The sequence below is a fragment of the Bittarella massiliensis (ex Durand et al. 2017) genome, from assembly GCF_009876955.1.
GTDB classification, from domain to species: Bacteria; Bacillota; Clostridia; order Oscillospirales; family Ruminococcaceae; genus Bittarella; species Bittarella massiliensis.
The window spans coordinates 352,105-377,864 of record NZ_WWVY01000003.1; the positions used below are offsets into that span (position 1 = coordinate 352,105).

The window sequence follows — 25,760 nt, forward strand, 5'->3', positions numbered from 1 at the left end:
GGCTGCCATCCCCGCGACCATCGAGAGGAAGAGAAGAAAATGGGAAACATCTCTGTAAAAAAGCGGGCGACAGCGGCGCTGCTGGCGCTCTGCCTCTGCGCCTCCGGCAGCCTGCCCGCCCTGGCGGCAGAGCCGTCGACAGAACTGGGCTGGCCCCAGTTTTTAGGGACCGACGGGCTCAAAGGCGTCTCCGACGCCAAAACCCCCACCACCGCCGGCGAGATCGAACGCAAGTGGGAGAAGCAAGTCGGCGACTCCACCTCCTGGACCGACTCGTCGGGCACCCCGGTCATCCTGGGGAACTACGTCTACAATTACAGTTTCCAGCGCCTGCGCAAGTACGAGCTGGACAGCGGCAAAGAGGTGGCCAGCGCCCCGGTCTTCGGCGCGGCCCACAACCAGTACACCATGATCCTGGGCGCGGGGGACGGCAAAATCTTCGTCCCCTGCGAGATCAACAACCTGGATGCCGACGCCACCGGGGTGCAGAAAAACTTCCTGCGCGTCTTTGACGCCGAGACCCTCGAGCAGCTCTACGTCACCCAGGAGCTGCCGGGTTCGGCCATGCAGAGCCCGGTCATCTGCCACGACGGGCGGGTGTTCACCGGCTCCTACCGCACCGGCGGGGTCTACGCCTGCTTTGACACCGCCGACGAAAATCCCGCCAGCACCACCGAGGTCAAGGCCGCAAACTGGACCGTCGCCTCCCCCTCCGACGCCGGCTTCAACACAAACGGCGTGGCCTTTGCCGGGGACTACGCCGTCTTCACCGACGCCAACTATACCGGCTCCAGCACCGTCTGGTCGGTCAACTACAAGACCGGCGCGGTGGCCGACACCTTCTCGCTGCCCAGCGGCTACAACGCCCGCTCCACCCCCTTTTACTATGAAAAGGATGGCCGCGTCTACCTCTCCTCCGGCCACCCCACGGCGGGGGCGGCGGTGCGCAGCTACAAACTGCGCGCCGACGGCAAGTTGGACCAGGCCAGCCTGCGGGAGTGGACGGCCGGCATCTCGGGGGGCGACACCCAGTCCTCCCCGGTCATCTACAACGACCGGCTCTACCTGGCCGGCCAGGGGTTTGGCGCGCAGATGCCGGTCTTTGTCGTCGACGTCAACACCATGACCACCCTCTACCAGACCGGCACCGTCAACAGCGCCGGCTCCGCCGCCCTGACCACCGCCTACGCCAGCGCCGAAAACGGCAACCAGGTCTATCTCTACTTTGTGGCCAACGAGAATTCCGACAACCTCTTCATCTTAAAAGACAGGGAGGGCCAGACCGCTCCCCAGGTCGAGGTGGTCCCGGGCATCGGCCGCCGCCAGTACTGCACCCAGAGCATCGCCATCGCCCCCAACGGCTCGCTGGTCTGGTACAACGACGCCAGCTACCTCTACTGCTACGGCAACAAGGGGGACACCGCCATCACCGCCGCCGATGTGCAGCGCCAGATCGAGCGGCTGCCCGACGCCGACTCCTACCGCTATATCAACCTGGCGGAGGCCCGGCGGGTGGAGAGCCGCTACCGCGCCCTCTCTGCCGCCGAACAGGCCAAGGTGACAAACCACGGCAAGTTGGAGGAGATCTTGGCCCTCTCCACCGCCGACCCCATCGCCCGCATCAACCAGGGCATCGCCTCTCTCGACCTCTCGTCCCTCACCCTGCAAGACGCGGACAAGGTGAGCGCCCTGCTCTCGGCCTACGAGGCCCTCTCCGCCCAGGAGCGCTCACAGATTACCGGCGCCGACACCCTGCAAAAGGCGGCGGCCGCCATCGAGACCCTGCGCCAGGAGGCGATCGTCCAGAAGCTGGACGAGGACATCGCCGCCCTGCCCGCCCTTTCCGCCCTCACCTCCGGCGACCGCGCCGCGGTGGACAGCCTGCAATCGCGCTATGAGGCCCTCCCCGACGCCCAGCGGGAGAAACTGGCCAACCGGCAGCGGCTGGCCGACAGCCGCGCCCGGGTGGCCGCCATCGAGGAGCAGATGGCCGCTGCCGCCCAGTTGATTGCCGACAAACTCGGCGGGGCGGAGATCACCCTGGAGAGCCGCCCCCTCATCCAGGAGCTGGACCGAGCGCTGGAGGGACTGCTCCCCGCCGACCTGGCCAAAATTTCCGAGATCGAGCAGTACCTGAGCCCGGCCAAGGTGGACCTGGTCAACCTGATGACCGCCCAGTTGTTGATGAAAGACGGACAGCCCATCCCCGTCACCGCCGAAAACGCCGCCCAGCTGCTGGCGATTGCCCGAGAGATCCAGGGGTACCGCGACGGCATCCTGGAAGGGGACTTGAAGTACCTGCAAAACGGCCGGCTGGCCGACGAGGTGGCTCAGCAGGCCGCCGCCCTGCTGGATGGACCCAGCTCTGAGACGGGCGGCGACGCCAGCGCCAACACCGCCGACGCCTCTGCCCCGGCAGCCCTGCTGGCCGCCGCGCTGGCCGCCCTTTCGCTGGCCCTCGCCTGCAAGCGCCGCCGGGCCTGACCGTCTACTGTTCGCACCCACCCGCTGAAAAGGGCGACCGGCCCCGTCGCCGGTCGCCCTTTGCGCGCACCGACCAACCAAGAGGGAGATGCCGATGAGCACCTGGAAAAAAAAGGCCCGCCTGTGGGCCGTTGTGGGCATTTTTGCCCTCCTCGCCGCGGCGGGGATCTTCAAACTGACCACCATCGAACCGGCCGAACGCGGCGGGGAACTGGGGGCGCAGATCGAGGCCGCCCAGGCCCTTCTCGACGGCGCCCAGGAGGGGAACGCCGCCGGCGAATACTCCTGGAACGCCCTGGGCGCCCTGCGCCGCGCGCTGAATAGCGCCCAGACCCTGGCCCAGAGCGACGGCGCCACCGAGGAGGAGCGGGCGGCCGCCGCCCAGGCCCTGGCGGAGGAGGGGGCCCGCTTTGCCGAGGGCGCCAACCAAAACTGCCTGACCCCGCAGGAGCTGCAGGCCGCCGCCGAGAGCGGCGCGCCCCTGACCCGCACCCTCTCCGTCGAGGGGGCGGGGGAACTGACCTGGTCCCTCCCCTGCGACCAGCTGGGGGAGGCGGCCCCCGTCAACCTGCAGGTGGTCGCCGGCGGGTCGGAGGGCGATGAGATCGCCCAACTGCTGGCAGCGCAGGGGAAAGAGGACCCCGCCTTTGCCCTCACCCTCGCCTTCTGCCACAACGGGGCCCTGCCGGTGCAGGCCGACCTCTCCCTGAAAACAGAGGGGGAGACGGCCTACGCCGCCCTCTACCGCTACACCGGCGGCGCGCTGGAATACGCCGGCCCGGTGCAGGCGGAGGAGGGGAACCTCTCCTTCTCCCTGGGGGAAGGGGGGAGCTGGGTCCTCCTCCCCGCGGCGGGGGAGGAGGCTCCCGACCAGCCCAGCGGGGAGGGGGAGCAGCCCGAAGCCCCCTCCGTCCCCTCGACCACCCCCGCGGGCGGCAGCTCCTCCGCCCCCGCCGGCCCGTCGGACCCCAGCAGCGCCGGCAGTTCCGCCGGCTCGTCGCAGGGCGCTCCGTCCGGGGGGAGCAGCGCCCCCCAGACCTCCACCGTCACCGTCTCCATCGTCTGCACCACCCTGCTGGACAAACTCGACCAGGTGGACGACAACCTCCGCCCCTACATCCCCCAAAACGGGATCATCCTCCCCCCCACCAAGGTGGAGATCCAGGAGGGGGAGAGCGCCTTTGAGGTGCTCAAGCGGGTGACCCGCAGCCACCGCATCCAGATGGAATTTCAGAGCCAGTCGGGCTACGGCAGCGCCTATATCGAGGGGATCGGCCACCTCTACGAAAAACAGGTGGGCAGCGGCAGCGGGTGGATGTACAAGGTGAACGGCACCTTCCCCAACTACGGGTGCAGCCAGTACCCGCTCAAGGACGGGGACACCCTGGTCTGGTGCTACACCTGCGACTTCGGCAAGGACGTGGGGGGCAGATGAGGGCCCCCCCGCGGGAGGGCGGCTTTGCCCGCTGCCACCCCCTGGTCACCTTTGCCTACTTTGCCGCCCTGGTGGTCGCCTCGGTCTTCTCCCTCCACCCGCTGCTGTTGGGGCTGACCTTCTGCTCGGCCCTCCTCTACGCCCTCTTGCAGCGGGGGGCGGCCGCCCTGCGGCTGGCCCTCCTCTTCCTCCTGCCGGCGGTGGTGCTGACGGCGCTGATCAACCCCCTCTTCAACCACCGGGGGGCCACCGTCCTCTTCTACCTGGCCGACAACCCCATGACCGCCGAGGCCTTTCTCTACGGGCTGGCCACCGGCGTGTTGATGGGGGGCATCCTCCTCTGGTTTTCCTGCATGGGGCCCCTCTTTCGTTCCGACAAGGTGGTCTACCTCTTCGGCCGGGTCTCCCCCGCCCTCTCCCTCACCCTCTCCATCTGTCTCCGCTTTGTCCCCCTGCTCAAAGCCCGGTTTGGGGAGGTGTCCATGGGGCAGCGCTGCCTGGGCAGAGGGGGACAGGGCGGCCCCCTGTCCCGGCTGCGGGTCTTTGGGCGGGAGCTGTCCATCCTCCTCTCCTGGTCGCTGGAGGCGGCCATCGCCACCTCCGACTCGATGGAGGCCCGCGGCTACGGCCTCAAGGGCCGCACCAGCTTTCACACCTTCCGCTTCACCCGGCAAGACGGCGCCCTGCTGGGGCTGATCGGGGGGCTCTTTGCCGCGGCCTGCACCGGCATCTTCAGCGGCGCCTGGGAGGTGGCCTTCTACCCCAAGATCGTCTTTCCCCCCGCAAGCCCCCTCTTTGTCTGTTCTGCCGCCGCCTACGGGGCGCTGCTGTTGCTGCCCCCCCTGATCAACTGGAAAGGAGAGCGCCAATGGAAGAGATCCGCTGTGAGCGATTGAGCTTTTGCTATCCCGACCGGGAGGAGGACGCCCTGCGGGAGGTCAGCTTCTCCCTCTCTGCCGCCTCCTTCACCGTCCTCTGCGGCCGCTCGGGCTGCGGCAAATCCACCCTGCTGCGCCACCTCAAGGCCAGCATGACCCCCTACGGCGACCGCCGGGGGGAGGTCCTCTACCGCGGCACCCCCATCGACCGGCTCGACCCCCGCACCGCCGCCTGCGCCATCGGCTTTGTGCAGCAAGACCCCGACGCCCAGCTGGTGACCGACAAGGTGTGGCACGAACTGGCCTTCGGGCTGGAAAACCTGGGGCTGCCCACCCCCGAGATCCGCCGCCGGGTGGCGGAGATGGCCAGCTTTTTCGGCATTCAGGACTGGTTCCACCGGGACGTCTACGCCCTCTCCGGCGGGCAAAAGCAGCTGCTGAACCTGGCGGCGGTCATGGCCATGCAGCCGCAGGTGCTGGTGCTCGACGAGCCCACCTCCCAGCTCGACCCCATCGCCGCCTCGGAGTTTCTCGCCACCCTCGCCAAAATCAACCGGGAGCTGGGCACCACCGTCTTCCTCTCCGAGCACCGGCTGGAGGAGGCATTTCCCCTGGCCGACCGGGTGATGGTGATGGAGGGGGGCCGCATCGCCGCCTTCGACACCCCCCAGGCCGTCAGCGCCCAGTTGAGCCGGGCCGGGCAGGCACACCCCATGTACCTGGGCCTGCCGGCGGCGGTGCGCATCTGCGCCGGGGTGCAGCCCCAGGGCCCCTGCCCCGTCACCGTGCGGGAGGGGCGGCTCTGGCTGGACGGTCTCTTTCCCCAGGGGGTCTCCCGGCCCGCCCTGCCGGAGGGGGACACCGCCCCCCCGCCCCCGGCGGAGCCCGCCCTCACCCTGGAAAACGTCTGGTTTCGCTACCGGCGGGGGGAGGACGAGGTGGTGCGGGGGCTCTCCCTGACGGTGCGCCGGGGGGAGTGGTACTGCCTGCTGGGGGGCAACGGGGCGGGCAAGAGCACCGCCCTCAAACTGATCGCCGGGCTGCTCAAGCCAAACCGCGGCCGGGTAAAGGTGGCCGACGGGCTGGCCCTGGGGGTGCTGCCCCAAAACCCCCAGGCCCTCTTCACCGAGCTGAGCGCCGAGGAGGAGCTCTTCGACGCCCTGGCGGACCTCCCCGGCACCGACCGCGCCCGCCGGGAGGGGGTGGAGGAGATGCTCGCCCTGCTGGAGTTGACCGACCGGCGCGCCGCCCACCCCTACGACCTGAGCGGGGGGGAACAGCAGCGGCTGGCCCTGGGCAAGATCCTCCTGCGCCAGCCCCAGATCCTGCTGCTGGACGAGCCCACCAAGGGCCTCGACCCCTTCTTCAAGGCCTCTCTGGCCAAGCTGCTCAAGTCTCTGCTGGCCCGGGGGCTCACCCTCTTCATGGTCTCCCACGACATCGAGTTCTGCGCCGAATACGGGGACACCTGCGCCCTCTTCTTCGACGGCTGCATCGCCTCGCAGGACCCGCCCCGCCGCTTCTTCGGCGGCAACAGCTTTTACACCACCTCCGCCAACCGGATGTCCCGCCACCTGTTTGCAGAGGCCGTCACCTGTCAGGATGTGATCACACTGTGCGCAATGAATTTGACCGCCAACAGCTCCGGGCCAGAAAGCGGCGCACCCTCCTCTCCGCCGCCATCATCTTTCTGCTGATCCCCCTCACCATCTTCGCGGGGGTGGCGTTGCTGGACGACCAGCGCTATCTCCTGGTCAGCCTGCTGATCGTCTTTTACACCTCCCTGCCCTTCTTCCTCGTCTACGAAAAGCGGCGGCCCAAGGCGCGGGAGATCGTGATGATCGCCATGATGGCGGCCCTGGCCGTCTGCGGCAACCTGCTGGGCTATCTGGCGGGGCCCCTGCAGCCGGGCACCGCCCTGGTCATCATCGCCGGCATCGCCTTCGGGCCCGAGGCGGGGTTTCTCACCGGGGCCCTGGCCCGGCTCTGCGCCAACCTCTTTTCCATGCAGGGGCCCTGGACCCCCTGGCAGATGTTTTGCTGGGGGCTGCTGGGCTTTCTGGCGGGGTTGGTCTTCAACCGCGCCGCCGCCAACCGCACCAACTCCCGCCAATTCCAGCTGGTGCAGGGGCCGGTGGTCTGCACCCTCCTCTCGGTGGCGGCGGCCCTGGCGGTCCACCTGCTGGGCACAGGGGCCCCCGCCGGGGGCCGCCTGGCGCTGCTGGCGGCCGCCCTCACCACCGTTGCCGCCGCCCTCGGCCTGGGCGTTTGGCAGTGGCAGCGGGCGGGGGACACCCTCCCCCTCCTCGCCGCCCTCCTCTGCCTGGGGCTGGCCGTTCCCCTGGCCCTCCTGGCGGACCGCTGGGACGGCGGGGGCGGCTTTCTCGGCTGGCGGCTCTACGCCTTCGGCGCCCTGGGGCTCCTCTGCGGGCTGGTCATCCAGCGCAGGCGGCTGCCGCTGGACGGATTGACCCTCGCCTCCTTCGGCTTTCTCACCACCTTCATTGTCTACGGGGGGATCATGAACGCCGCCGCCCTGGTGATGGCCAGCGCCCTCCCCGCCTCGGGCATGGGGCTCACCCTCCCCTCCCTGGGGCTCCTCTACCTCTCCGGCGTCCCCTACGACGCCCTCCACGGGGCGGGGACCGCCCTCTTCCTCTTCCTCTTCGGCCCCTCCCTCATCCAAAAGTTGGAGCGCATCAAGGTCAAGTACGGCTTCTACCGCTAAACCGGCAAAAAGGGGAGCCCCGGGACAGACTGCCTGTCCCGGGGCCCCCCTTTTTTGTCTCAATCCCGCTTCCAGCGCTTCAGTTGGGGGAAGACCGCCTCCATCTGCCTCCTGGCCTGGCCGGCGTCCATCCCCGACTGGGCCATGAGGGGGACGCAGAAGTCGATCATCTCCTCCATGGTGCAGTCGGCCAGAAACCGGCCCTTTTCGTAGCAGTATTTGCAGTAGTCGCGGCTGGGGCTGCCGTCGGCCTCGCTCCCCCTCATCTCCCCGCCTTCGCCCAATGGCATCCCGCAGGATTGGCAGTACGCTTCGCTCATTTGATACGCTCCTCTCTCCAAGGGGGTCTTCCCCTTTGCTGCCCCCATCCTACCGCAAAAAAGCTGACAGCAGTCTGTCCACTATCAAAAGGCCATTCCTTTTTTCTTTTGCCGCCGCTCCCCTCTTTGCCGGGGACGGGGTACTGCCCGGCGGGGGCAAAGGCCGGACCGTCGTCAAGACTGCACGGGACGGCCAGGCCCTCCTCCACCCGACCCGCCGCCAGGGGGACCATTGTGGCGCTTCCCCATCCGTGCTATACTCAAATCATGCCAATACGCCCCTCTTTTGGGGGCATCTGCCGGCACGCGGCCGAACGGGCCCCTCTCGGCGGCACCGGCACAGAAAAAAAGGAGGTCTACACCCTATGTCAGAGATCAAATGTCCCCTCTGCGGCTTTGCCGAACAGACGCCGGACGGGGCGGACTGCTGCCCCCGCTGCGGCACCCGCCTCGCGGGCGGCGAAGGGGAGAAAAAGCTGCTGGAAGCGCCGGGTACCTTTACGACCGAGGACAAGCAGTTTTTCGGGAAGATGAGCACAAGCGCGTCCATCTATCTCACCGACCGGCGGCTGCTGGCGATCCCCGAAAAGCTGGAGGGATTCAATCTGAGGACCGGGCTCACCGCCGCCGCTGTCAACAAGATGACCGGCCGGTACGGCGCCGTCTCCATCCCGCTGGAGGAGATCCAGGCTGTACGGGACGGCAAGCTCGGCCTGCTGCAAAAAGCGCTTGTGGTCGTCGCGGCGGACGGCGGGGTGCTAAAACTCACCCTGCCCAAGCAGGCGCAGTGGAAAGAGGCCATCCTCGCCGCCGCCCCCAACCTCCATTAAAGGAGAGCTCTGCCGAAGAGCTCCCTCTCCCAGGCGGGCCTCGGGGGGAAGGCCGCGCCATCTCTTTCCCCGGTCCCTCCTGGCGCAGAATCCGGAAGAAGGGCTGCACCCAGTTCTCCCCCCGTTCCTCCTGACGCAGACTTCGGAAGAAGGGCCGCACCCAGTTCTCCCCCCGCTCCTCCCGACGCAAGTCCTGAGGGGAAGACCGCGCTATCTCTTTCCCCGGCCCCTCCTGGCACAGACTCCGGAAGAAGGGCCGCACCCACCTCTCCCCTGCCTCTCCCAACGCAGGCCTCGAGGGGAAGGCCGCATCTATCTCTCCCCCTGGCTTCCCCCATCGCAGGCCTCGAGAGAAAGACCACACCCACCTTTTTCCTCGTCCTCCTACAGCGCAGACCCCGGAGAAAGGTCCCCCCAGCTCTCCTCTAGCCCCCCTGGCACAGGTCCTGAGGAGAAGGCTGCGCCCACCTCTCTGACCTCTCTTAATGCAAGTCCCGAGAGGAAGGCTGTGCTGCCTCTTCCCTTGGCCGCCCCGACGCAGACCCTGGAAAAAAGACGGTGTAGTCTCTTCCTCCCTCGCCGCGAGCTCCGGAGAAAAGGCCGCGCCGTCTCTCCCCACTTCCCCCGACCCACCGAGCACCCCCCCCCTGTCCCTATGTCCCCTTCCCTTTTCCCCCATGGAGCAGACAGGGCCAGCTTTCGCCTCCCCGGAAAAAGCCGGTTTCCCCTTTTCCCCTCTATCGCCGGCAGAGGAAACCAACAAGAAAAGGGGCCTCCCCCACCCCCTATCTGGGGCAGGCCCCTCTCCCTCCCACACAAAAAGGGCGGGTCACCGACACAATTGCCGGCGACCCGCTCTTTTTCTCTTTTCAAGCCGTCCGCAGACGGCCCTTCTTTTAGATGCGCAGCTTCTCTTCCAGTTCCCCCGCCTCTTTTTTCTCCGCAAAGGCGGCGTCGGCCTCTTTCAGCCAACCCTCCAGGGCGGTGCGCCCCTCCTCGTCAAGGAGAAAGGACTGCTCGCCCTCCACTGCGCTCTTGGCCCGGCAAAAGTACCCGTACCAGACCTCCGCGAGCAGCTGTCCCTCCTGGGGCCAGATCCGGTAGTTAAACCCCCTGTGGCTGCCCACATAGTCGTTTCCGCTCTCAAAGTAGTCCAGGTTGGGGACTTCCAACACCCGCTCTTCCACCGCTCATTTCCTCCCTTGTTCCAGGGGACAGGCCAGCCGTCCCCCGCGATCTCCTGTCAGACAGTATAGCAGATTTTTGCCGCCCCCGGTAGCTCTCCTCCCCGACCTGTCCCCCTGTTTTTCTCCCTTTTCGCCAAAAAATCAGGGCGGGATTTATATAAAGATTTCGTTAATTTCATTCGCCTTATTGTTAATAATGTGTTAAGATATACCCATCGCGACAAAATTCTTTTCTTTTCACGAAAGATGAGAGGTGTTGAAATGAAAATCGTCATTGTCGGCGACGGCAAGGTCGGTCTGGCCCTCACCGCCCGCCTGTCCCGCGCCGGGCACGACGTGGTGGTCATCGACCGCGATCCCCGGGTGCTGGAAGAGAGTTTACAGACCTATGACGTGATGGTGGTACAGGGCAACGGCGCCTGCAAGTCGGTGCTGGAGGAGGCGGGCATCGACACCGCCGATCTCCTCATCGCCGCCACCAGCAGCGACGAGATCAACCTCCTGTGCTGCATGGTGGCCAACAAGATGGCCAATGTCCACACCATCGCCCGGGTGCGCAGCCCCGAATACGCTGGCCAGCTCAACTTCCTCAAGGACGAGCTGGGCCTCTCCATGACCATCAACCCCGAGATGGCCGCCGCCCGGGAGATCGACCACCTGCTCCAGTTCCCCTCCTTCCTCAAGCGCGACCGCTTCGCCAAGGGGCGGGTGGAGATCGTGGAGCTGAAGATCTGCGCCGACTCCCCCCTGCGGGGCAAGCCCCTCTCCCAGCTCTACAAACTCATCCGGGTCAAGGTGCTCGTCTGCGCCGTCGAGCGGCGGGGGATGGTCTACATCCCCTCCGGCGCCTTCACCCTCGAAGAGGGGGACAAGATCTCGGTCACCGCCGACAGCAAGGACTTGGTGACCCTGCTAAAAAATCTGGGTCTCACCACCGAGCGCACCCGCAGCGCCCTCATCATCGGCGGCAGCCGCATCGCCTACTACCTGGCGCGCCGCCTCCTCTCCAGCGGCATCACCGTCAAGATCATCGAGCAGGACATCACCCGCTGCGAGGAGCTGGCCGCCCTGCTGCCCAAGGCCACCATCATCAACGCCGACGGCAGCCGGCAGGACATCCTGCGGGCCGAGGGGATCACCTCCACCGACGCGGTGGTCACCCTCACCGACATGGACGAGGAAAACCTCATCATCTCGATGTACGCCACCCATGTGGGGGTCCCCAAGAGCATCACCAAGATCAACCGGGCCGAGTACGTCGACACCTTCTCCGACCTGGGCATCGACACGGTCATCAGCCCCAAAGACCTCTGCTGCACCGACATTGTCCGCTATGTGCGCGCCATGGAAAACACCACCGGCGGTGCGGTGCAGACCCTGCACTACATCGTCGAGGGGAAGGCGGAGGCGCTGGAGTTCGTGGCCACCTCCGCCACCCGCCATCTGGACGAGCCCCTGACCCAGGTGCCCATCAAACCCAACATCCTCCTCTCCTGCATCCTTCGCGGGGGAAAGACCATCATCCCCCAGGGCTCCGACTGCATCCGCCTGGGCGACACCGTCATCGTCGTCACCACCGCCGAGCAGACCATCCGGGACCTGGGCGACATCTTCGCGGGATAGGCGGGGGAGGAAACTATGAACTGCGCGATCATCGGCCGCTACCTGGGCAATCTCCTGCTGTTGGAAGCGGCCTTCCTCGTCCCCCCCGCCGCCATCTCCGCCTCCCTGGGGGAGGAGGCCGCCCGCCGCGGCATCCTCCTGACTGTCGGCATCCTCGTGGTGCTGGGGCTCCTCCTGCGGCGGGCAGGGCAGAGATCCGGCTCCACCTTCTACGCCAAAGAGGGGTTTGTGTTGGTGGCCCTGGCCTGGGTGGTCATGTCCTTTCTGGGCAGCCTCCCCTTCTACTTCAGCGGGGAGATCCCCAGCCTGGTGGACTGCTTTTTTGAGACGGTCTCCGGCTTCACCACCACCGGTGCCTCCATCCTCACCGACGTGGAGGCCATGAGCAAGGGGCTGCTCTTCTGGCGCAGCTTCACCCACTGGCTGGGCGGCATGGGGATGCTGGTCTTCCTGCTGGCCGTCGCGCCCGGGCAAAAGGGGCAGGGCTTTACCCTGCACCTGATGCGCGCCGAGAGCCCCGGCCCCTCGGTGGGGAAACTGGTGCCCAAGATGCGCCAGACCGCCAAGATCCTCTATCTCCTCTACGTCGGGCTGACGATCATCTGCGTCCTCTTCCTGCTGGCAGGGGGGATGCCCCTCTTCGACAGCCTCTGCACCGCCTTCGGCACCGCCGGCACCGGGGGCTTCGGCATCAAAAACGACAGCATGGCCAGCTACTCCATCTACCTGCAGGGGGTCTGCACCGTCTTTATGGCCCTCTTCGGGGTCAATTTCAGCGTCTACTACCTCCTCTTCCGCAACTGGCGCGCCGCCCTTAAAGACGAGGAGGTGCGGCTCTACTTCGCCATCATGCTCAGCGTCTCGGCCGTCATCGCCTGCAACATCTACCCCCAGATGGGCTCGGTGGGGATGAGCATCCATGAGGCCACCTTCCACACCAGCAGCATCATGACCACCACCGGCTTTGCCATCTCCAACTTCGACCTCTGGCCGGAGCTCTCCCGGGCCCTTCTCCTGGTGCTGATGATTGCCGGGGCCTGTGCCGGCTCCACCGGCGGCGGCGTCAAGACCATCCGCCTGCTCCTCATCTTCAAGAACATGAAGGCGGGCTTTCGCAAGCTGCTCCACCCCAACAGCGTGGAGACGGTCAAGCTCAACGGCCGCCCGGTCAGCCGCTCGGTGCTCGAGGGGATCAACACCTACATGTCGGCCTACTGCCTGATCGCCATCGCCTCCCTGCTGGTCGTCTCCCTGGACAACTTCAGCCTGGTGACCAACCTGAGCGCCGTCCTCTCCTGTTTCAACAACATCGGCCCCGGGCTCGACATCGTGGGGCCCATCCACAACTACTCCACCTACTCCGACCTCTCAAAGATCGTCCTCAGCCTGGACATGCTCTTGGGGCGGCTGGAAATCTTCCCCATGCTCATCCTCCTGCGCCCCGCCACCTACCGGCGGCAGGCGTGAATGCCCCGCGCGCCAAAGGGAGAGGCCCGACCGGATTGCCGGTCGGGCCTCTCCCCCTCTATGGGGTCTTGCCGCTACTGGATCTCGGGGATCTGTGCGTCCCGCGGGTCGACCCAATCCCGGCCGTAGCCGGCGGCGATGGCCTGCCAGTCGGGGCCGGAGGCCTTGCAGTGGGTCACCCGCATGGGGTCCACCGTGGTGTCCCTCGCCCCCCGCAGCCCCCTCTTGAGCAGATTGGAATGCCCCGTCAGGGTGGGGGTGTAGGCCGGGTAGCGGGTGTCGGTGTCAAACTCGACATGCAGGTGGGGGCCGGTGGTAAGCTTCCCGGTATTCCCCACCGTGCCGATGCGGGTGTCCTTGGTGACCCGCTGCCCCTTTTTGACCCGCACGTCCGCCATGTGGTAGTACCGCCCCACCAGGGGCCGGTGCCCACCGTCAAAGTGGTTGGCGCAGTCGTCGTAGACGATGCCCACCACGTAGCCGCAGACGTTGTCCCAGCCGGCAAAGGCCACCGTGCCCTCGCCCTGGGCGTAGACGATGGGGCCGCCGGTCATGTCCTGCCCGTAGTGCGGGGCCCCAAACTCCCGCTGGTAGGCGCCGCCCCACTTGTAAGACGCGGTCACCCGCGTCCGGTTGAGGGGCTGGATCAGTCTCTGTGCCATCTCTCACTCCCCCTTTTTGCCGCTGGACGGCTGTTTTGCAAAATAGAAGGTGATCACCGCTGTGGCCACCGTCATAAAGCTCTGCACATCGATCCTCCCCGCTGCCGACAGCGCGCAGAAGACCCCCATCACCATTAGGGTGATGATGCTCTTGACATCGATGAGCCGCGCCAACTTCTCCTTCACCTGCACTTGTACCCCTCCTTTAAAGTGTCTGGACATACCAGATAAAAAATCCCAGCAGGACCGAGACAATGGCCCCGCTCATCCCCCACAGTGCCTTGGTCAGCCCCTGTAAAGAATGGGTCAGGCTGTCGAACTTTTCCTCGAGACGGGCGAGCTGCACCGCGTGGTGGTCCAGCTCCTGGCTCTTTTGGTCCACCCGCCCCTCCAGCCTCGAAAAACGCTCGGTGCAGTATTCGTTGGGACAGGTCGACATCACTGCCCTCCTCTGTTCTCGCTGACAGTGGGGGCCTCTCCCCAGACGTTGGGGATCAGCCAGTCCTGCACCTGCTTGGGGTAGCTCATCAGCCGCTGCCGCCCCTCTTCCGAATTTTTCAGCGCCTCGCTGTGGCCCTCGGGAATGGTGTATTTGGCCCCGCCCAGGTCCACCGTCAACTGCGCTTTGATCTGGCAGCCGTCCCGGTCGACCGCGTCCAGTCGAAATGACAGCCGTTCGTCCTGTAAATCAACCATCTGTCCCGCAATGTAGATCTGTTCCATATCTCTCTCCTCCTAAGCAATTCGGTAGACAATGCCACCGGTAATCACGTCGTCGCCACTGCCCGAAACTTCGCGCCCACTCAGGGTCCAGGGGCGCCCGCCCGAAAACCCCATCAATCGAAACCAGTTGCTTCCAGCATAACACCCCGGGAAGACCGACGGCGCCGGATTGTTGCTGGAGGCATTGATGTAAAAGCACACATTTGTGTAGAACAAATTGCCGACGCCGAATGAATCACTCGTATACGGCAGGCCGGAAAACTCCATCTCCCCCCCGTTGGTCTTGGTGCTGGAAATGTGGATTTCAAATTGAGCGTACACGAGTTTGCCAATCCGCACATAGCGCCCGCTCTTAGAGCCGATGTTGAGCTGCGCGCAGTTCGGCGTCCAGCTGCCCACCTCGTAATCTCCTACCGGCTTTCCGTTGTTCTGAAACATCTGGTAGGTGGCGTAGACATTTTGGTTCGGCAGATAGGTGTTCCCGCCATTTCCAAAGATGATCTCGGTCTGCGTGGCCGCGTCCTTTTGATAGCGCAGCCCCTGGTTGGCACTGGCGCAAAAATAGTTGGCGCGCACCGTTCCCCCGGCAGTCAATCCCCCGGAAATACTGGCGTTTCCGCCCGAGAGGGGCACCGCCCCCACCTGGGCCGCCGTGTGGGTGTGCCCCGCAAGGGCCGCGCCGACCTGGGCCGCCGTCACCCCGTGGGGATTTTGCTTGTTGCCGGTGTGGCTGCCCAGCGCCGCCTGCACCGCCGCCGCACTGCCGGTCGCATCGGCCCCCACATCGCCGGCCGTCGGCATCTGCACCAGCTTGCCCGCGCCGTCCAGGGTGGCGATCCCATCCGCCTGTCCCCTGCTGTCCGCCAGCGCCTGCAGCGCATCCTGCTCGGCAATGCCCCCCGGCTGCCCCTTGCTCTCGGTGATCTGGTTGATCTGTGCCTGCAGGGACCCCGCCACATTGTCCGTCAGCTGGTCCTTGATGGTGTCGAACCAGCCCTGAAATTCCTCGTTTTTGCCGGTGCGGTACTCCTCTGCCCAGGCGTCCAACTGCGCCATCAGCTGGCTGAAATCCATCTGGTCGAACCCCTGGGTGTACCCGCAGACCGCCTTGTCCGTCCGGGTATCCTGCACCGCCGACTGGGTCAGGGCGATCGCCCCCGTCTCCACCTTCACCAGCGCCAACTGCAGGTCGTACACCTGGCTGTCCCGGCGCAGGGCGGGGGGCTGCGGGTTGTTGGCAGGCGTCCCCTCGACCACGCACACCCCCATCACCTTTTCCGGCAGATCCCACCGCAGCACCACCGCGTCCTTGCGGGGCAGCGAGGGGTGCGCTGTGGGCACGGTGACCTCGACCGCCTCATCGCTGCGGTAAAAATACCCGTTGATCCAGGCCCGTCCCGGCGTGACCTGCAGCTTCATCGACCCGTCGGCCAGTACCTGCGACCCGTTTTGGTAGACGCCGTTTGGCACCAAAGCTGCAATTCGCTGGGCCGGAAAATCCTCGTCATAGGCCAGCCCGTTAAAATATCCGTATTGTTCCGCCATCTGCAAATCCCTCCTTTTACAACTGCAACGTCTCTGGAAGGGGGGTCCCCAGCACCGGGATCACCTGGTGCACCCCGCCCTCAAAGACCTCTTCTATCTCGGTGACCCGGGCGTCCAGCCGGATCCCCCACCGGGAATCGTAGACGCTCACCACATCGCCCAGCGCCCAGTCCTCCCCGTACACAAAGGGGGCGGTGGGCAGAATGGAGGAGTCGAAGTTTTCCGCCACCTGGCTCTCCGCCAGCTTCTGCAGTCCCTCCTGGCGCAGGAGCGCCCGGTACTCCTCCTCTGTGCGCTCCTCCCGCCGCAGGCCGCCGGCATCGACGTAGAGCATCCGCCGGTCACCCCCGCCGCTTCGGTCCACCTCCACCACCATCCGCTCGCCGTTTTCGGCCTCCTCCCCGGCCACCAGGGCCACGTTTTTGTAGCCGGTGGCCGAATAGGTGTAGACCGGGGCGAGCAGATTGTCATACAGGTCGCTGAAGATCACCTGGGCGTTCTCCGTCTGTTCCAGCGTCCGAACGGTCCCCTGGTAGATGGCCAGCTGAAGGGCGCCGTCTCCCAGCACCTCCAGGTAAAACCCCAGGTTGTAGGCCTTTGCCAGGGCGGAGACGATCTGCAGGTCGCTCTTGAACCGCGCCTGCAGCTGAACGGTCTCCTCCGCTCCCCCGCCCCCAACAGAGGGGTCTACCAGCGCCTTCACCCCCCCGGCCGCCACCGCCTTGCGCATGGCCTCGACCGCGCTGCAAGAGCAGGCAAACAGCGGTTGGATGTGCTGGTCCAGCCGGGCGGAGAGCATGCGGCCGGTCACCGACATCTCCTCCCCCTCCAGCTTGATCCCCGCAATCTCCCCCTGCTCCCGGCAGTCCAGCCGCTGCAGCCGGGCCCCTGGGCGGAGGAGGGCGACATTCTCTTTGCTGGCGGGGAGGTGCAGCTCAAACTCCCCCGGCTCGGTGTATTTCCGGCGCCAGCGCAGGGAGCCGAATTGGTCGATCACCCCGTGCCACGAAAGCCCTTGGCCGATGGGCGGGTACACATACAGTTCCATCTCTCAAGCCCCCCAGTATTCCAGGGTGTACTCCAGCTTCACATCCAGGTGTTCCACCCCCTGTTTCGCGCCGTACTGATAGGTGTTCTTCCCGGGGTACAGCTGGATCCAGTCGTTTGCCAGGGGCCAGATCTCCGGGTGGGAGACCCCGTTGAGGAGTGTCCGCTTCTGGCCGCGCCCGGTCGTCACCACCACCGTGTCCCCCTCCGCCATCTCCAGTTCAAGCGCCAACTTGCCCCCGCTCCCCAACTCGGCGAGAGAGGGGTCCTTGACCGGCCCCCGGGCCACAAAGGTAATTGTCAGGCCGCAGGCCACGTTCTGGTCGTTTTGCACCTCCACGATCCGCTCCGCGATCCGCCGGGCGGTCATGATGGGGGCGCCGTACACAAAGGGAAAGCGCACCAGCGGCTCCCAATAGGCCATGTTCACCACCGACCGCTCCGGCGCGCGAAACAGCGGATAGGGGCAGATGAGGGAGATGCTCACATCCCGGGTCTTCCCCTGCAGCGCAAACTCCACGCTCTCCACCTGGTAGTCGATGATCTTCTCCCGGCCCCCCTGTTCCCAGTAGGTGAGGGTCCCCCTCTCCCGGGGCTGAAAGAAGCCGAAAAGCCGCTCTCTCTGGGCCGCGTACTCCCCTTTGATCGCCGCGGTGATGACGATGTTCCTCTTCTGGGCGCAGCTGCTCTGCCAGCTCTCCCCGTCCATTCCGTCCTGCCGCTGGGTGCTCACCTCATAGGCAGCCGAGGTCAGCCCGGTGGCATCCTTGAGCCAGAGGGGCAGAAAATACCCAAAGGAGACCTTCTCCCCCCTGCTGTTTTCACAGGTAATTTTCTTCTGTGTGATCAAGCGAATTTCACCCCCATCACCATCTGGCGCATTGCATTGCGGTTGAGCCGCGCCGTCTCCGCCGGCGAAAGGGCTTTGGGGCTGTAGTTATTCACCGTCTGGTTGAGGACCACCCCGCCGGGCACCCCGGCAGAGGCGGCGGCCAGTGTGCTGGGGGAGATTCCCCCCGCCAGCACAATCCCGCCAAAGCGGGTGGGAATGGCGGCAGCCATCTGCCTGCTGACATGTTCCATCTCATCTACAAATCCAACGCCAATGCCTTTGGCCAGATTTACACCCACCTTGTCCCGAAAAACTCTGGACGGGGAGTGAATTTTAAAGAGGCCAAAGAACTTGTCGAGAATCATCTTGGCCACCTTTTTCACCGCTTCAATCGCGTGTTTGACCCCCTCGATCAGCCCCTGTGCGAGTCCTTTTAGGATGTCGATACCCACCTGCAGCCAGTCGGTGTTCAAAAATGTGTCGATGATTTTCTCAATGATTCCGGGGATCTCATCGATGAGCTGTGGAATCGCCTGCACCAGTCCCATGGTCACCGCAAGCAGCAAATCAAGTCCCGCATCAATCAGTTCCGGCAGATGGTCGAGCAGCGTATTGACAATGGTCGGAATCAGGTCGACAATCTGTTGAACCAACTGCGGCAAGGCGTCTACAATCCCATTGATGAGGGCCACCAGCAGCGCGATCCCCGTCTCGATGATCTTGGGCAGATTCTCGGAGATGAGGTTTGCCAGCGTCGGCACCATCGCCATGAACTGCTCCATCAATTCTGGAAGGGCCACCGTGACGCCCTCCATCAGATTTAAGAGCAGCTCGACGCCGGCATTGATGAGCAGCGGCAGGTTTTCGATGATCACCTGGCTGACCTGCCCAATGATTTCCGGCAGCTGGCCGATGAGAATGGGAACCACCGTGTTGAGACCGTTGATGAGCTGTAAAAACAGCTGTATGCCGGCCTCTAGTACAACGGGCAGTAGATCCGGCAGTAGGGTGACCATACTGGTAATAAGTGCTACAAATCCCCCCACTAAGACCGGTAACAGCATATTGATCAACGTCGGCAGGGATTCTCCCAAAGCCGTCAGTACCGCGACCACCACGGTGTTCAGGCCCTCCAAAATAGTGGGCAATTGCTGAGACAGCAACACGATCCCATCGGTAAACAACCTGGTGAGCCCATCTGCAAGCAGGTTCCCGTCTCCCCCCTGAAAGATGCTGCTAAGGGCGGTTGTGAGCTGTGGCCCAAAGGCGGTGAGCAGCCCGCTCAGCCCCTGAAACATCGGGGCAAACGCCTCGTTGAGCACGCCTTGGGCGCTCCCCTTCACCTCCTCAAACTGCTCTTTAAAAGCCTCTCCCACCTCTGTACTCATGGCGGCGCTGTAGATATTTTTGGCGTAGTCTACAAACTTGTCCTTTGCGTAGGAAACCAGCGAGACAGCTGCCTTGGTGGCCGCCCCGATGGTGGCGGGCAGCGACTTCGCCATCGCCGCGCCAAAGCCGGTCAATGCCGACTGCATCCCCGAAAGGGCCACTCGGAACCCACCGGCCAGCTTCTGCCCCAGTGCGTTCACGCTCGACTGGTCAAATGCCTCCTTTAAGCTGCCCTTCGCTGCATCGGCAAAACCGTCCATATTGGTCCTGGCGTGCAGGTACTCCTCCTGCAACTTGCTCACGGCCAGCTGGTGCTCCAAAATCTTGTCTTTTGCATCGTCTACGGCTTTCTTCTCGTCTTCCGTCAAGTCGGTGTACTGTTTTTTCCCCTTGGTCAGCTCAGAAAGCGCCTCTCTGGCACTGTTGAGCGCTTGGATCTGCTTCCCCTGCTCGGCAGACAGGATATCCAGTACCTTCTTTTGCTCTTTTGCCTGGCTGTTGAGAAGAAGCAGTTTGCTCGTCGTCACGCCGATTGTGCCGCCAAACAGCTTGAACTTCTGTGAGACGTAGTCCATCTGCGCCTGCATCGTCTTCATCGTCTGCCCCAGCAAATCCAGCTGCTTCTGCACAGCGTCGCTCCCCTCAACCTTGAAGTCAAACGTCATCGCATTCGCCAAATCCTCTCCTCCTTTCCCTCTCTTTAGAAGGGGCGGGCGGCCAACGACCCCCCGCCCCTTCTCTCTTTTCCCTACGGGAGGTCGGGGATCATCTCCTCATCCAGCGGCCGCACCGGCCGCTCCTTTGCCCCCTGGGCGATCTGCCAGCAGGCGATCAAGTCGCACAGCTCCCCCATCGGCATCGCGCACAGCTCTCGGCGGGGGATCCCCAGCATCCTCCCGTAAAACCAGTACCACGCAGTGCTTACCGGCCCTGCGCGGCCTCCCCGTTTTTTGGGTCGGCCTGCACCTCGACCTCTCTGCCCTGGCCCAGCTGCATCGCCTCGGTCAGGGCCTCTGTGATCCGCCCGGCGTCCTGCGCGCCCAGCAGGCACTTCAACTGCTCTTCGGTGAAGGGCTCTTCCTCTCTCCCCTCCATCACCCGGCAGTACTCGGCCCCCTGGCGGAGCAGGACCGCCAAAATCCAGAGGATGTCGCCCAGCGCCTCGTGGATCGGCTTTTCGTCAAAGGCCGAAAAGGCCTCCTGCATCCCCTCCAAGCTGCCGTAGCGCCTGCCGATCTCCTCCACCGCACCCAGCGAGAAATTCAGCGGGCACTGCCGGCCGGCCAGCTCAATGTAACTCAGTCTCTCCATCGGCTCTCCCCCTTACGCCTGGGGCTCGGGAGAGGGGGCCCCAATGTGCAGCACCTGCTTGATGTAGGCCTCCGCCTTCTCCTCGCTGTCCAGGGTGGCCTCCCTCTTCCAGACGTGGGTGGCGCTGTCGTCCCGGAAGATGGCCCCCTCGATGGCCGGGGTCTGCCATTCCACCGCCTCGCCCTGGGTGGTGGCGCTGTCCTCCGGCACCTTGAACTGCACCTTGGTGAAGATGATGGCGCGGTAGGCATAGCTGCCGCTGCGCTTTTTCTTGATGATGATCCCCACCCCCAGATAGGGGGCGACGGACTCGTCGTCGTACACCAGCTCGGTGACCTCCTCCTCGCCCACGGTCACCTCGTTGGTCTTGAGCCCCAGCAGGACTTTGCTCGCCTCCTGCAGCAGGTCGTCGGTGGTAATGGTCAGGGTGCCGCCGGCAAACGAGCTGTCGCTCTCCACCACCATGTTGTCGGCGTACAGGTTGTTCTCCTCGCCAGCCTCGATGCTGGCAGACAGTTCCACCGCCTTGCCCATCAGGCCGCCGCCCTGGTAGCTGACGGTGCCGCCCTCGCTCTGATACAGGGCATAATACGGTTTGCTCACGCCAATAGTCGCCATCTTGATCCGCTCCTTTTAAAAATTTATTTGCAAACGCCTCTCTCGGCGGTCTGCACCCTCTCAAAAGCCCTCACAGGCTGACCCAGCGCCAGCGGTGCTTGACCAGCCCCGCGTCCCGGTCGTAGCCGCTGCTCTCCCAGGAAAACGCCAGCCTCGCCCCGCGCAGCGCCTCTTCCACCGCGGCAAACAGGGGGTCTTCCTCCAGGGTGGTGTAAAGTTCTACCATCCCCTTCATCCCCCGTTCCCCCGGCTGGTTGTCGGCGGCCCGCCCCCCGGCCGGGCCGGTCTCTCCCCACACCAGGCAGCGCCCTGTGCCGCTGGGCGGGAACTGCCAGTACAGCGCCACCCCATCCTGCAGCGCGCCGGTCAAAACGGCCTTGATCTCCGCTTTTGTCAACGTCTGTCCCCCCTTTATCGTCTGGGCTCACCGCCCTGGTTTTCCTGCACCGCCGGCCCCTTCCCCTGCCGCTTCGCTGCGGTGTCTCTGCCACATCGGGGGAGTGTCCTCCCCTTTCACAATTTCAGTATACCGCCCCCCGGCCGTCCTTTTCGTCAAATGCGTCCCTCCTCCTTCACCCAGAACCGGCGGCACTTTTTGCGGGGATACTGCTCGTCGTACTCGCCGATGGCAAAGGCCACCCGCTGCCAGCTCATCCCCTCGAGGTAGCGCAGATTCAAGATCTGCCGCATCTGGCTGTCCTCCACCTCGCCCAAAAACGCGTAGCCCTCTTCCACCCGCATCAAATATTCGCGAACGGTGGCCTGCAGGCGGCGCTCCAGCTCCCGCATCTCGGTGCCGATCTCCTCCTGCGCCATCTCCCCTTCACACGGCCGCCGCATCGTCCACCTCTCCTGCGCCCTGCGCAGCCGCTCCAACTGCCCCTGCAGCAGCTTGACCTCCCGCTGCAGATGGGGCAGCTCCCGCCATTCTCTCTCCGTCATTTTCCGTCCTCCTGTATTCTTTGCCCCCGCTGGGAAACACTGAAAGCAAGCCATCATCTCATCCCAAAGGAGGTTTTTTCATGTCCGCCAACGCCAACTTCTACCTCAACGACCCCGCCCTCTCTCCCTACTTCAACTCCCTCCCCGTCGCCGTCCGCAAAATCATCCTCGACTCGGGCGTCGAGGTCTCCACCCTGGGCGAGTTGCAGCAGATTGCCGAGCACTACCGCGACAACCTGGTTTCCGAATAATTCGTTTCTTTTCAGAAACGATAGAGGCGCACCTCCCCCTTGGCGCAGCGCCTCTTCATCTGTGCTTTTCTCCCAGCCTGTTCGCCGGCAACTACCCCAGCCAAAAAAGGGGGGAGCAGGGCCGTTCACCATTCAGGCGCCACGCCACTTTTGGGCGACGCCCTCTATTTCTTTTTCGCAACTCCGTAAGTACAGTATACCGCTTTTGTTTCTAATTTGCAACTATTTTTAACCGTTTTGTTTCTTTTTAATTTTGTCCTTCACCAACCGACAGCCCGCCAGATTGTCTCTGCATGGAATACACTTGCGTTTTTATTGTAGACAACCGCCCCTTTCTCTGGTATACTGCCAAACGTGTGACAAAAGAAAAAAGGGGCGTTATCATGTCATTTTTGGAATCTCTCGTATCGGTTGCAAACGACTATCTCTGGAACTACTTCCTCCTCTTTCTACTCTGCGGGGCGGGCATCTATTTCACCTTCCGCCTGCGATTCGTGCAGGTGCGCCGCTTCGGCCAGAGCTGTAAAGAGGTCTTCGGCAAGATCCGCTTCAGCGGGAAAAAGGCTGGCGATGACGGCATGAGCTCGTTTCAGTCCCTAGCCACCGCCGTGGCCGCCCAGGTGGGCACCGGCAACCTGGCGGGGGCCGCCACCGCCATCGTTATGGGCGGGCCCGGCGCCATCTTCTGGATGTGGCTCTCCGCCTTCTTCGGCATGGCCACCATCTTTGCCGAGGCCAGCCTGGCACAGGCCCACCGCACCCAAAAGGACGGCGCGGTCATCGGCGGGCCGGTCTACTATATAAAAGCCGCCTTTAAGGGGCGCTTCGGCAGGGTGCTGGCCGTCCTCTTCTCGGTCTTCATCATCCTCGCCCTGGGCTTTATGGGGAACATGGTCCAGGCCAACTCCATCTCCTCGGCCTTCGCCACCGCCTTTGGCGCCAACAAACTGGTCGTGGGCATCGTCATCGCCGTGCTGGCCGGCTTTGTCTTTATCGGCGGCATCCGCCGCATCGCCTCCCTCACCGAGAAGATCGTCCCCTTTATGGCCGTCGTCTACATCCTGGGCTGCGCCGTCGCCCTGGCCTTTCACGCCGGCTCCATCGGCGACGCCTTCCGCCAGATCTTTGTGGGCGCCTTCTCCCCCACCGCCGTGCTGGGGGGCGCCTGCGGCATCGGGGTGCAAAAGGCCATGCGCTACGGGGTGGCCCGCGGCCTCTTCTCCAACGAGGCCGGGATGGGCTCCACCCCCCACGCCCACGCCCTGGCCCAGGTGGAGCACCCCTGCCAGCAGGGCGTCGTCGCCATGATGGGGGTCTTCATCGACACCTTTGTGGTCCTCACCCTCACCGCCCTGGTGATCCTCACCAGCGGCCAGTACGGCTCGAGGGCGGACGGGATCGAGCTGACCCAGGCGGCCTTCACCGCCACCTTCGGCTCGTTCGGCAACAGCTTCATCGCCATCTGCCTGCTCTTCTTCGCCTTCTCCACCATCGTGGGCTGGTTCTTCTTCGGCCAGCAGAACATCGTCTACCTCTTCGGCAAAAAGGCCGTCCTCCCCTATGCCCTGCTGGTGGTGGGCTTCATCGTCCTGGGTTCCCTGCTCAAGCTGGAACTGGTCTGGTCCCTGGCCGACCTCTTCAACGGGCTGATGGTCATCCCCAACCTGCTGGGCCTGTTGGCCCTCTCCGGCTCCGCCTCCCGCCTCTACCGCGACTACGCCCGGTCCCCCCTGCTCGCCAAGGCCAAAAAGGGGCGGCAGTGACCCATTCCACAACAAAAAAGGCCCGAGACCGCGCCTTCGGTCTCGGGCCCTTTTTTGCTTTTTGGCAGTCGCCTACTTCTGTGCCTCCTGCCGCAGCTCCACCCGGCGGATCTTGCCGCTGATGGTCTTGGGCAGCTCCTCCACAAACTCCACGATCCGCGGGTACTTGTAGGGGGCGGTGTTCTTTTTCACGTACTGCTGGATCTCCTTTTTCAGCTCCTCGCTGGGGGCATAGCCCCGGGCCAGCACGATGGTGGCTTTCACCACCTGGCCCCGCACCGGGTCGGGGGCCGCCGTCACCGCGCACTCCAGCACCGAGGGGTGCTCCATGATGACGCTCTCGATCTCAAACGGCCCGATCCGATAGCCGGAGGACTTGATCACGTCGTCGGTGCGCCCCACAAAGAAGAAGTAGCCGTCCTCATCCCGCCAGGCGGTGTCGCCGGTGTGGTACATCCCGTCGTGCCAGGCCTCCTTTGTCAGGGCCTCGTCCAGGTAGTAGCCGATGAACATCCCGCAGGGCTTCCCCCTGTCGGTGCGGATGACGATCTCCCCCACTGCGCCGGGCACACAGGAGCGACCGTTTTCGTCCACAATGTCCACGTCGTACTGGGGGCTGGGCTTGCCCATGGCCCCCATCCGCGGCTCGGCCCCCAGCAGGTTGCCCACCGTCAGGGTGGTCTCGGTCTGGCCAAACCCCTCCATCAAGGTCAGGCCGGTGGCTGCCTTCCACTGGCGAAACACCTCGGGGTTGAGGGCCTCGCCGGCGGTGTTGGAGTAGACCAGGGAGGACAGGTCGTACCTGCTCAGGTCTTCCTTTATAAAGAAGCGGTACATGGTGGGCGGCGCGCAGAAGGTGGTGATGTGGTACTTGGCAAACAGGGGCAGGATCTTGTTGGCGTCAAAGCGGTCGAAATCGTAGGTGAAGATGCAGTCCTCACACAGCCACTGGCCGTAGAGTTTCCCCCACATGGCCTTCCCCCAGCCGGTGTCGGAGATGGTGAAGTGCAGTCCCCCCGGCCGGTTGTTGTGCCACCAGCGGGCGGTCACCACATGCCCCAGCGGGTAGGTGAAGGAGTGGGCCGCGATTTTCGGATACCCAGTGGTGCCGGAGGTGAAGAACATCAGCATCGGGTCCTCGTTGTCCGGCGCCTCCTCGGGGGCCGGGCGGGGGAACTCGCCGGGGAAGGCCCCGTACTCCGCGTCAAAGGACCGCCAGCCCGGCCGCTCCCCGTTGACGCAGATTTTCAGCTCCACCGTGGGGCTCTCCGCCATGGCCAGGTCCACCTCGTCGGCCACCGTCCCGTCGCAGGTGCAGACGATGGCCTTCACCCGGGCGGCGTTGAAGCGGTAGACAAAGTCCTTCTTCATCAGCTGGTTGGTGGCGGGGATGACGATCGCCCCCAGCTTGTGCAGCGCCAGCACCGCAAACCAGAACTGGTAGTGGCGCTTGAGCACCAGCATCACCACATCCCCCTTGCCGATGCCCATGTTGGCAAAGTAGTGGGCCGCCCGAGAGGACTCCCGCTTGAAATCCCCAAAGGTGAAGACCCGCTCCTCCATTGCCTCGGACAGCCAGACCATGGCCCGCTCGTCGGGTTTGGTCCGCCCCAGTTCGTCCATCACGTCAAAGGCAAAGTTAAAGTGTTCCGGCGGGTGAAAGGAGATGCCGGTCAGCCGCCCCTTTTCGTCCACCGTCTCCTCGGTAAATCTCTGGTAGATCAT

At 64.4% G+C, this 25,760-nt stretch carries 26 protein-coding genes; 10 read left to right on the plus strand and 16 right to left on the minus strand.

Annotated elements, in window-relative coordinates; all coding sequences use genetic code 11:
• Positions 1–39 precede the first annotated feature (39 nt).
• The 5 genes from GT748_RS05575 (at position 40) to GT748_RS05595 (ending at position 7,525) form a co-directional block, all read left to right on the plus strand.
• Entirely contained in the window at positions 40–2,484 is a 2,445-nt protein-coding gene (locus GT748_RS05575; protein WP_021657867.1) for a hypothetical protein, read from the plus strand.
• Positions 2,485–2,578: 94 nt separating this feature from the next.
• Positions 2,579–3,919, plus strand: a complete 1,341-nt coding sequence (locus GT748_RS05580; RefSeq protein WP_073261083.1) for a DUF4430 domain-containing protein — start codon at positions 2,579–2,581, stop codon at positions 3,917–3,919.
• Positions 3,916–4,815: an energy-coupling factor transporter transmembrane component T gene (locus tag GT748_RS05585; RefSeq protein ID WP_021657865.1), complete on the plus strand. Its 900-nt coding sequence runs from the start codon at positions 3,916–3,918 to the stop codon at positions 4,813–4,815. The genes GT748_RS05580 and GT748_RS05585 overlap by 4 nt, the downstream gene beginning before the upstream one ends.
• Entirely contained in the window at positions 4,788–6,494 is a 1,707-nt protein-coding gene (locus tag GT748_RS05590) for an ABC transporter ATP-binding protein (protein WP_021657864.1), read from the plus strand. The genes GT748_RS05585 and GT748_RS05590 overlap by 28 nt, the downstream gene beginning before the upstream one ends.
• Positions 6,413–7,525 carry an ECF transporter S component gene (locus GT748_RS05595; protein ID WP_073261081.1) on the plus strand — a complete coding sequence of 371 codons (1,113 nt, stop codon included), beginning with the start codon at positions 6,413–6,415 and terminating at the stop codon, positions 7,523–7,525. Before GT748_RS05590 ends, GT748_RS05595 begins: the two co-directional genes overlap by 82 nt.
• A gap of 59 nt (positions 7,526–7,584) precedes the next feature.
• Here the strand turns inward: GT748_RS05595 and GT748_RS05600 are convergent, their stop codons facing one another.
• The gene (locus tag GT748_RS05600; protein WP_044993217.1) at positions 7,585–7,845 is read right to left on the minus strand and encodes a zinc ribbon domain-containing protein; all 261 of its coding nucleotides are present in this window, start codon (positions 7,843–7,845) and stop codon (positions 7,585–7,587) included.
• A 365-nt stretch (positions 7,846–8,210) separates the two neighbouring features.
• On the opposite strand from GT748_RS05600, the gene GT748_RS05605 reads away from it, so the two are divergent.
• Positions 8,211–8,675, plus strand: a complete 465-nt coding sequence (locus tag GT748_RS05605) for a hypothetical protein (RefSeq protein WP_021660949.1) — start codon at positions 8,211–8,213, stop codon at positions 8,673–8,675.
• An 896-nt stretch (positions 8,676–9,571) separates the two neighbouring features.
• On the opposite strand, the gene GT748_RS05610 is transcribed toward GT748_RS05605, so the two are convergent.
• Entirely contained in the window at positions 9,572–9,862 is a 291-nt protein-coding gene (locus GT748_RS05610; RefSeq protein WP_021660950.1) for a hypothetical protein, read from the minus strand.
• 261 nt (positions 9,863–10,123) lie between these two features.
• Here GT748_RS05610 and trkA point away from each other — a divergent pair, with 261 nt between their 5' ends.
• Both trkA and GT748_RS05620 read left to right on the plus strand, forming a co-directional pair.
• Complete coding sequence (gene trkA / locus GT748_RS05615) at positions 10,124–11,485, plus strand: Trk system potassium transporter TrkA (RefSeq protein WP_021660952.1); 1,362 nt, start codon at positions 10,124–10,126, stop codon at positions 11,483–11,485.
• 15 nt (positions 11,486–11,500) lie between these two features.
• The gene (locus GT748_RS05620) at positions 11,501–12,952 is read left to right on the plus strand and encodes a TrkH family potassium uptake protein (protein ID WP_021660953.1); all 1,452 of its coding nucleotides are present in this window, start codon (positions 11,501–11,503) and stop codon (positions 12,950–12,952) included.
• Positions 12,953–13,026: 74 nt separating this feature from the next.
• Here GT748_RS05620 and GT748_RS05625 read toward each other — a convergent pair whose 3' ends face one another.
• The 13 genes from GT748_RS05625 to GT748_RS05685 all read right to left on the minus strand — a co-directional run bounded on the left by GT748_RS05625 (position 13,027) and on the right by GT748_RS05685 (position 22,021).
• Positions 13,027–13,614, minus strand: coding sequence for a M23 family metallopeptidase (locus GT748_RS05625; protein ID WP_021660954.1), 588 nt, complete (start codon positions 13,612–13,614; stop codon positions 13,027–13,029).
• A gap of 3 nt (positions 13,615–13,617) precedes the next feature.
• Positions 13,618–13,806 carry a hypothetical protein gene (locus GT748_RS05630; protein ID WP_021660955.1) on the minus strand — a complete coding sequence of 63 codons (189 nt, stop codon included), beginning with the start codon at positions 13,804–13,806 and terminating at the stop codon, positions 13,618–13,620.
• Between the two features lie 13 nt (positions 13,807–13,819).
• Positions 13,820–14,053 carry a hypothetical protein gene (locus tag GT748_RS05635; protein ID WP_021660956.1) on the minus strand — a complete coding sequence of 78 codons (234 nt, stop codon included), beginning with the start codon at positions 14,051–14,053 and terminating at the stop codon, positions 13,820–13,822.
• Entirely contained in the window at positions 14,053–14,337 is a 285-nt protein-coding gene (locus GT748_RS05640) for a hypothetical protein (protein ID WP_021660957.1), read from the minus strand. Before GT748_RS05640 ends, GT748_RS05635 begins: the two co-directional genes overlap by 1 nt.
• Positions 14,338–14,349: 12 nt before the next feature.
• Positions 14,350–15,882 carry a hypothetical protein gene (locus tag GT748_RS05645; protein ID WP_021660958.1) on the minus strand — a complete coding sequence of 511 codons (1,533 nt, stop codon included), beginning with the start codon at positions 15,880–15,882 and terminating at the stop codon, positions 14,350–14,352.
• A gap of 16 nt (positions 15,883–15,898) precedes the next feature.
• Entirely contained in the window at positions 15,899–16,930 is a 1,032-nt protein-coding gene (locus tag GT748_RS05650) for a siphovirus ReqiPepy6 Gp37-like family protein (RefSeq protein WP_021660959.1), read from the minus strand.
• Between the two features lie 3 nt (positions 16,931–16,933).
• Positions 16,934–17,779 carry a phage distal tail protein gene (locus GT748_RS05655; protein ID WP_021660960.1) on the minus strand — a complete coding sequence of 282 codons (846 nt, stop codon included), beginning with the start codon at positions 17,777–17,779 and terminating at the stop codon, positions 16,934–16,936.
• Complete coding sequence (locus GT748_RS05660; RefSeq protein ID WP_044993221.1) at positions 17,776–19,827, minus strand: phage tail protein; 2,052 nt, start codon at positions 19,825–19,827, stop codon at positions 17,776–17,778. The genes GT748_RS05655 and GT748_RS05660 overlap by 4 nt, the downstream gene beginning before the upstream one ends.
• A gap of 71 nt (positions 19,828–19,898) precedes the next feature.
• Positions 19,899–20,042, minus strand: a complete 144-nt coding sequence (locus tag GT748_RS05665) for a hypothetical protein (protein ID WP_021660962.1) — start codon at positions 20,040–20,042, stop codon at positions 19,899–19,901.
• Positions 20,043–20,071: 29 nt separating this feature from the next.
• Positions 20,072–20,461, minus strand: a complete 390-nt coding sequence (locus GT748_RS05670; RefSeq protein WP_021660963.1) for a hypothetical protein — start codon at positions 20,459–20,461, stop codon at positions 20,072–20,074.
• A gap of 12 nt (positions 20,462–20,473) precedes the next feature.
• A complete protein-coding gene (locus GT748_RS05675; RefSeq protein ID WP_021660964.1) occupies positions 20,474–21,079 on the minus strand; it encodes a major tail protein in 606 nt (201 codons plus the stop codon).
• Positions 21,080–21,149: 70 nt separating this feature from the next.
• The gene (locus GT748_RS05680; protein ID WP_161222318.1) at positions 21,150–21,476 is read right to left on the minus strand and encodes a hypothetical protein; all 327 of its coding nucleotides are present in this window, start codon (positions 21,474–21,476) and stop codon (positions 21,150–21,152) included.
• A gap of 155 nt (positions 21,477–21,631) precedes the next feature.
• Entirely contained in the window at positions 21,632–22,021 is a 390-nt protein-coding gene (locus GT748_RS05685; protein WP_021660967.1) for a hypothetical protein, read from the minus strand.
• An 80-nt stretch (positions 22,022–22,101) separates the two neighbouring features.
• Here GT748_RS05685 and GT748_RS05690 point away from each other — a divergent pair, with 80 nt between their 5' ends.
• Complete coding sequence (locus GT748_RS05690) at positions 22,102–22,272, plus strand: hypothetical protein (protein WP_021660968.1); 171 nt, start codon at positions 22,102–22,104, stop codon at positions 22,270–22,272.
• Positions 22,273–22,655: 383 nt separating this feature from the next.
• A complete protein-coding gene (locus GT748_RS05695) occupies positions 22,656–24,035 on the plus strand; it encodes an alanine/glycine:cation symporter family protein (protein ID WP_044993223.1) in 1,380 nt (459 codons plus the stop codon).
• A 72-nt stretch (positions 24,036–24,107) separates the two neighbouring features.
• Here the strand turns inward: GT748_RS05695 and GT748_RS05700 are convergent, their stop codons facing one another.
• On the minus strand, positions 24,108–25,760 hold the full coding sequence (locus tag GT748_RS05700; RefSeq protein ID WP_052537715.1) for an AMP-binding protein: 1,653 nt from the start codon (positions 25,758–25,760) through the stop codon (positions 24,108–24,110).

Excerpts from the sequence above, each read along its gene's own strand:
- GT748_RS05700 (WP_052537715.1), bottom strand. The coding sequence starts at position 25,760 with ATGATCTACCAGAGATTTACCGAGGAGACGGTGGACGAAAAGGGGCGG.
- GT748_RS05590 (WP_021657864.1), top strand. The coding sequence starts at position 4,788 with ATGGAAGAGATCCGCTGTGAGCGATTGAGCTTTTGCTATCCCGACCGG.
- GT748_RS05685 (WP_021660967.1), bottom strand. The coding sequence starts at position 22,021 with ATGACGGAGAGAGAATGGCGGGAGCTGCCCCATCTGCAGCGGGAGGTC.
- GT748_RS05640 (WP_021660957.1), bottom strand. The coding sequence starts at position 14,337 with ATGGAACAGATCTACATTGCGGGACAGATGGTTGATTTACAGGACGAA.
- GT748_RS05625 (WP_021660954.1), bottom strand. The coding sequence starts at position 13,614 with ATGGCACAGAGACTGATCCAGCCCCTCAACCGGACGCGGGTGACCGCG.
- GT748_RS05585 (WP_021657865.1), top strand. The coding sequence starts at position 3,916 with ATGAGGGCCCCCCCGCGGGAGGGCGGCTTTGCCCGCTGCCACCCCCTG.
- GT748_RS05645 (WP_021660958.1), bottom strand. The coding sequence starts at position 15,882 with ATGGCGGAACAATACGGATATTTTAACGGGCTGGCCTATGACGAGGAT.
- GT748_RS05695 (WP_044993223.1), top strand. The coding sequence starts at position 22,656 with ATGTCATTTTTGGAATCTCTCGTATCGGTTGCAAACGACTATCTCTGG.
- GT748_RS05665 (WP_021660962.1), bottom strand. The coding sequence starts at position 20,042 with ATGCTGGGGATCCCCCGCCGAGAGCTGTGCGCGATGCCGATGGGGGAG.
- GT748_RS05650 (WP_021660959.1), bottom strand. The coding sequence starts at position 16,930 with ATGGAACTGTATGTGTACCCGCCCATCGGCCAAGGGCTTTCGTGGCAC.
- GT748_RS05670 (WP_021660963.1), bottom strand. The coding sequence starts at position 20,461 with ATGGAGAGACTGAGTTACATTGAGCTGGCCGGCCGGCAGTGCCCGCTG.
- trkA (WP_021660952.1), top strand. The coding sequence starts at position 10,124 with ATGAAAATCGTCATTGTCGGCGACGGCAAGGTCGGTCTGGCCCTCACC.
- GT748_RS05600 (WP_044993217.1), bottom strand. The coding sequence starts at position 7,845 with ATGAGCGAAGCGTACTGCCAATCCTGCGGGATGCCATTGGGCGAAGGC.
- GT748_RS05675 (WP_021660964.1), bottom strand. The coding sequence starts at position 21,079 with ATGGCGACTATTGGCGTGAGCAAACCGTATTATGCCCTGTATCAGAGC.
- GT748_RS05620 (WP_021660953.1), top strand. The coding sequence starts at position 11,501 with ATGAACTGCGCGATCATCGGCCGCTACCTGGGCAATCTCCTGCTGTTG.
- GT748_RS05690 (WP_021660968.1), top strand. The coding sequence starts at position 22,102 with ATGTCCGCCAACGCCAACTTCTACCTCAACGACCCCGCCCTCTCTCCC.
- GT748_RS05635 (WP_021660956.1), bottom strand. The coding sequence starts at position 14,053 with ATGTCGACCTGTCCCAACGAATACTGCACCGAGCGTTTTTCGAGGCTG.
- GT748_RS05605 (WP_021660949.1), top strand. The coding sequence starts at position 8,211 with ATGTCAGAGATCAAATGTCCCCTCTGCGGCTTTGCCGAACAGACGCCG.
- GT748_RS05580 (WP_073261083.1), top strand. The coding sequence starts at position 2,579 with ATGAGCACCTGGAAAAAAAAGGCCCGCCTGTGGGCCGTTGTGGGCATT.
- GT748_RS05575 (WP_021657867.1), top strand. The coding sequence starts at position 40 with ATGGGAAACATCTCTGTAAAAAAGCGGGCGACAGCGGCGCTGCTGGCG.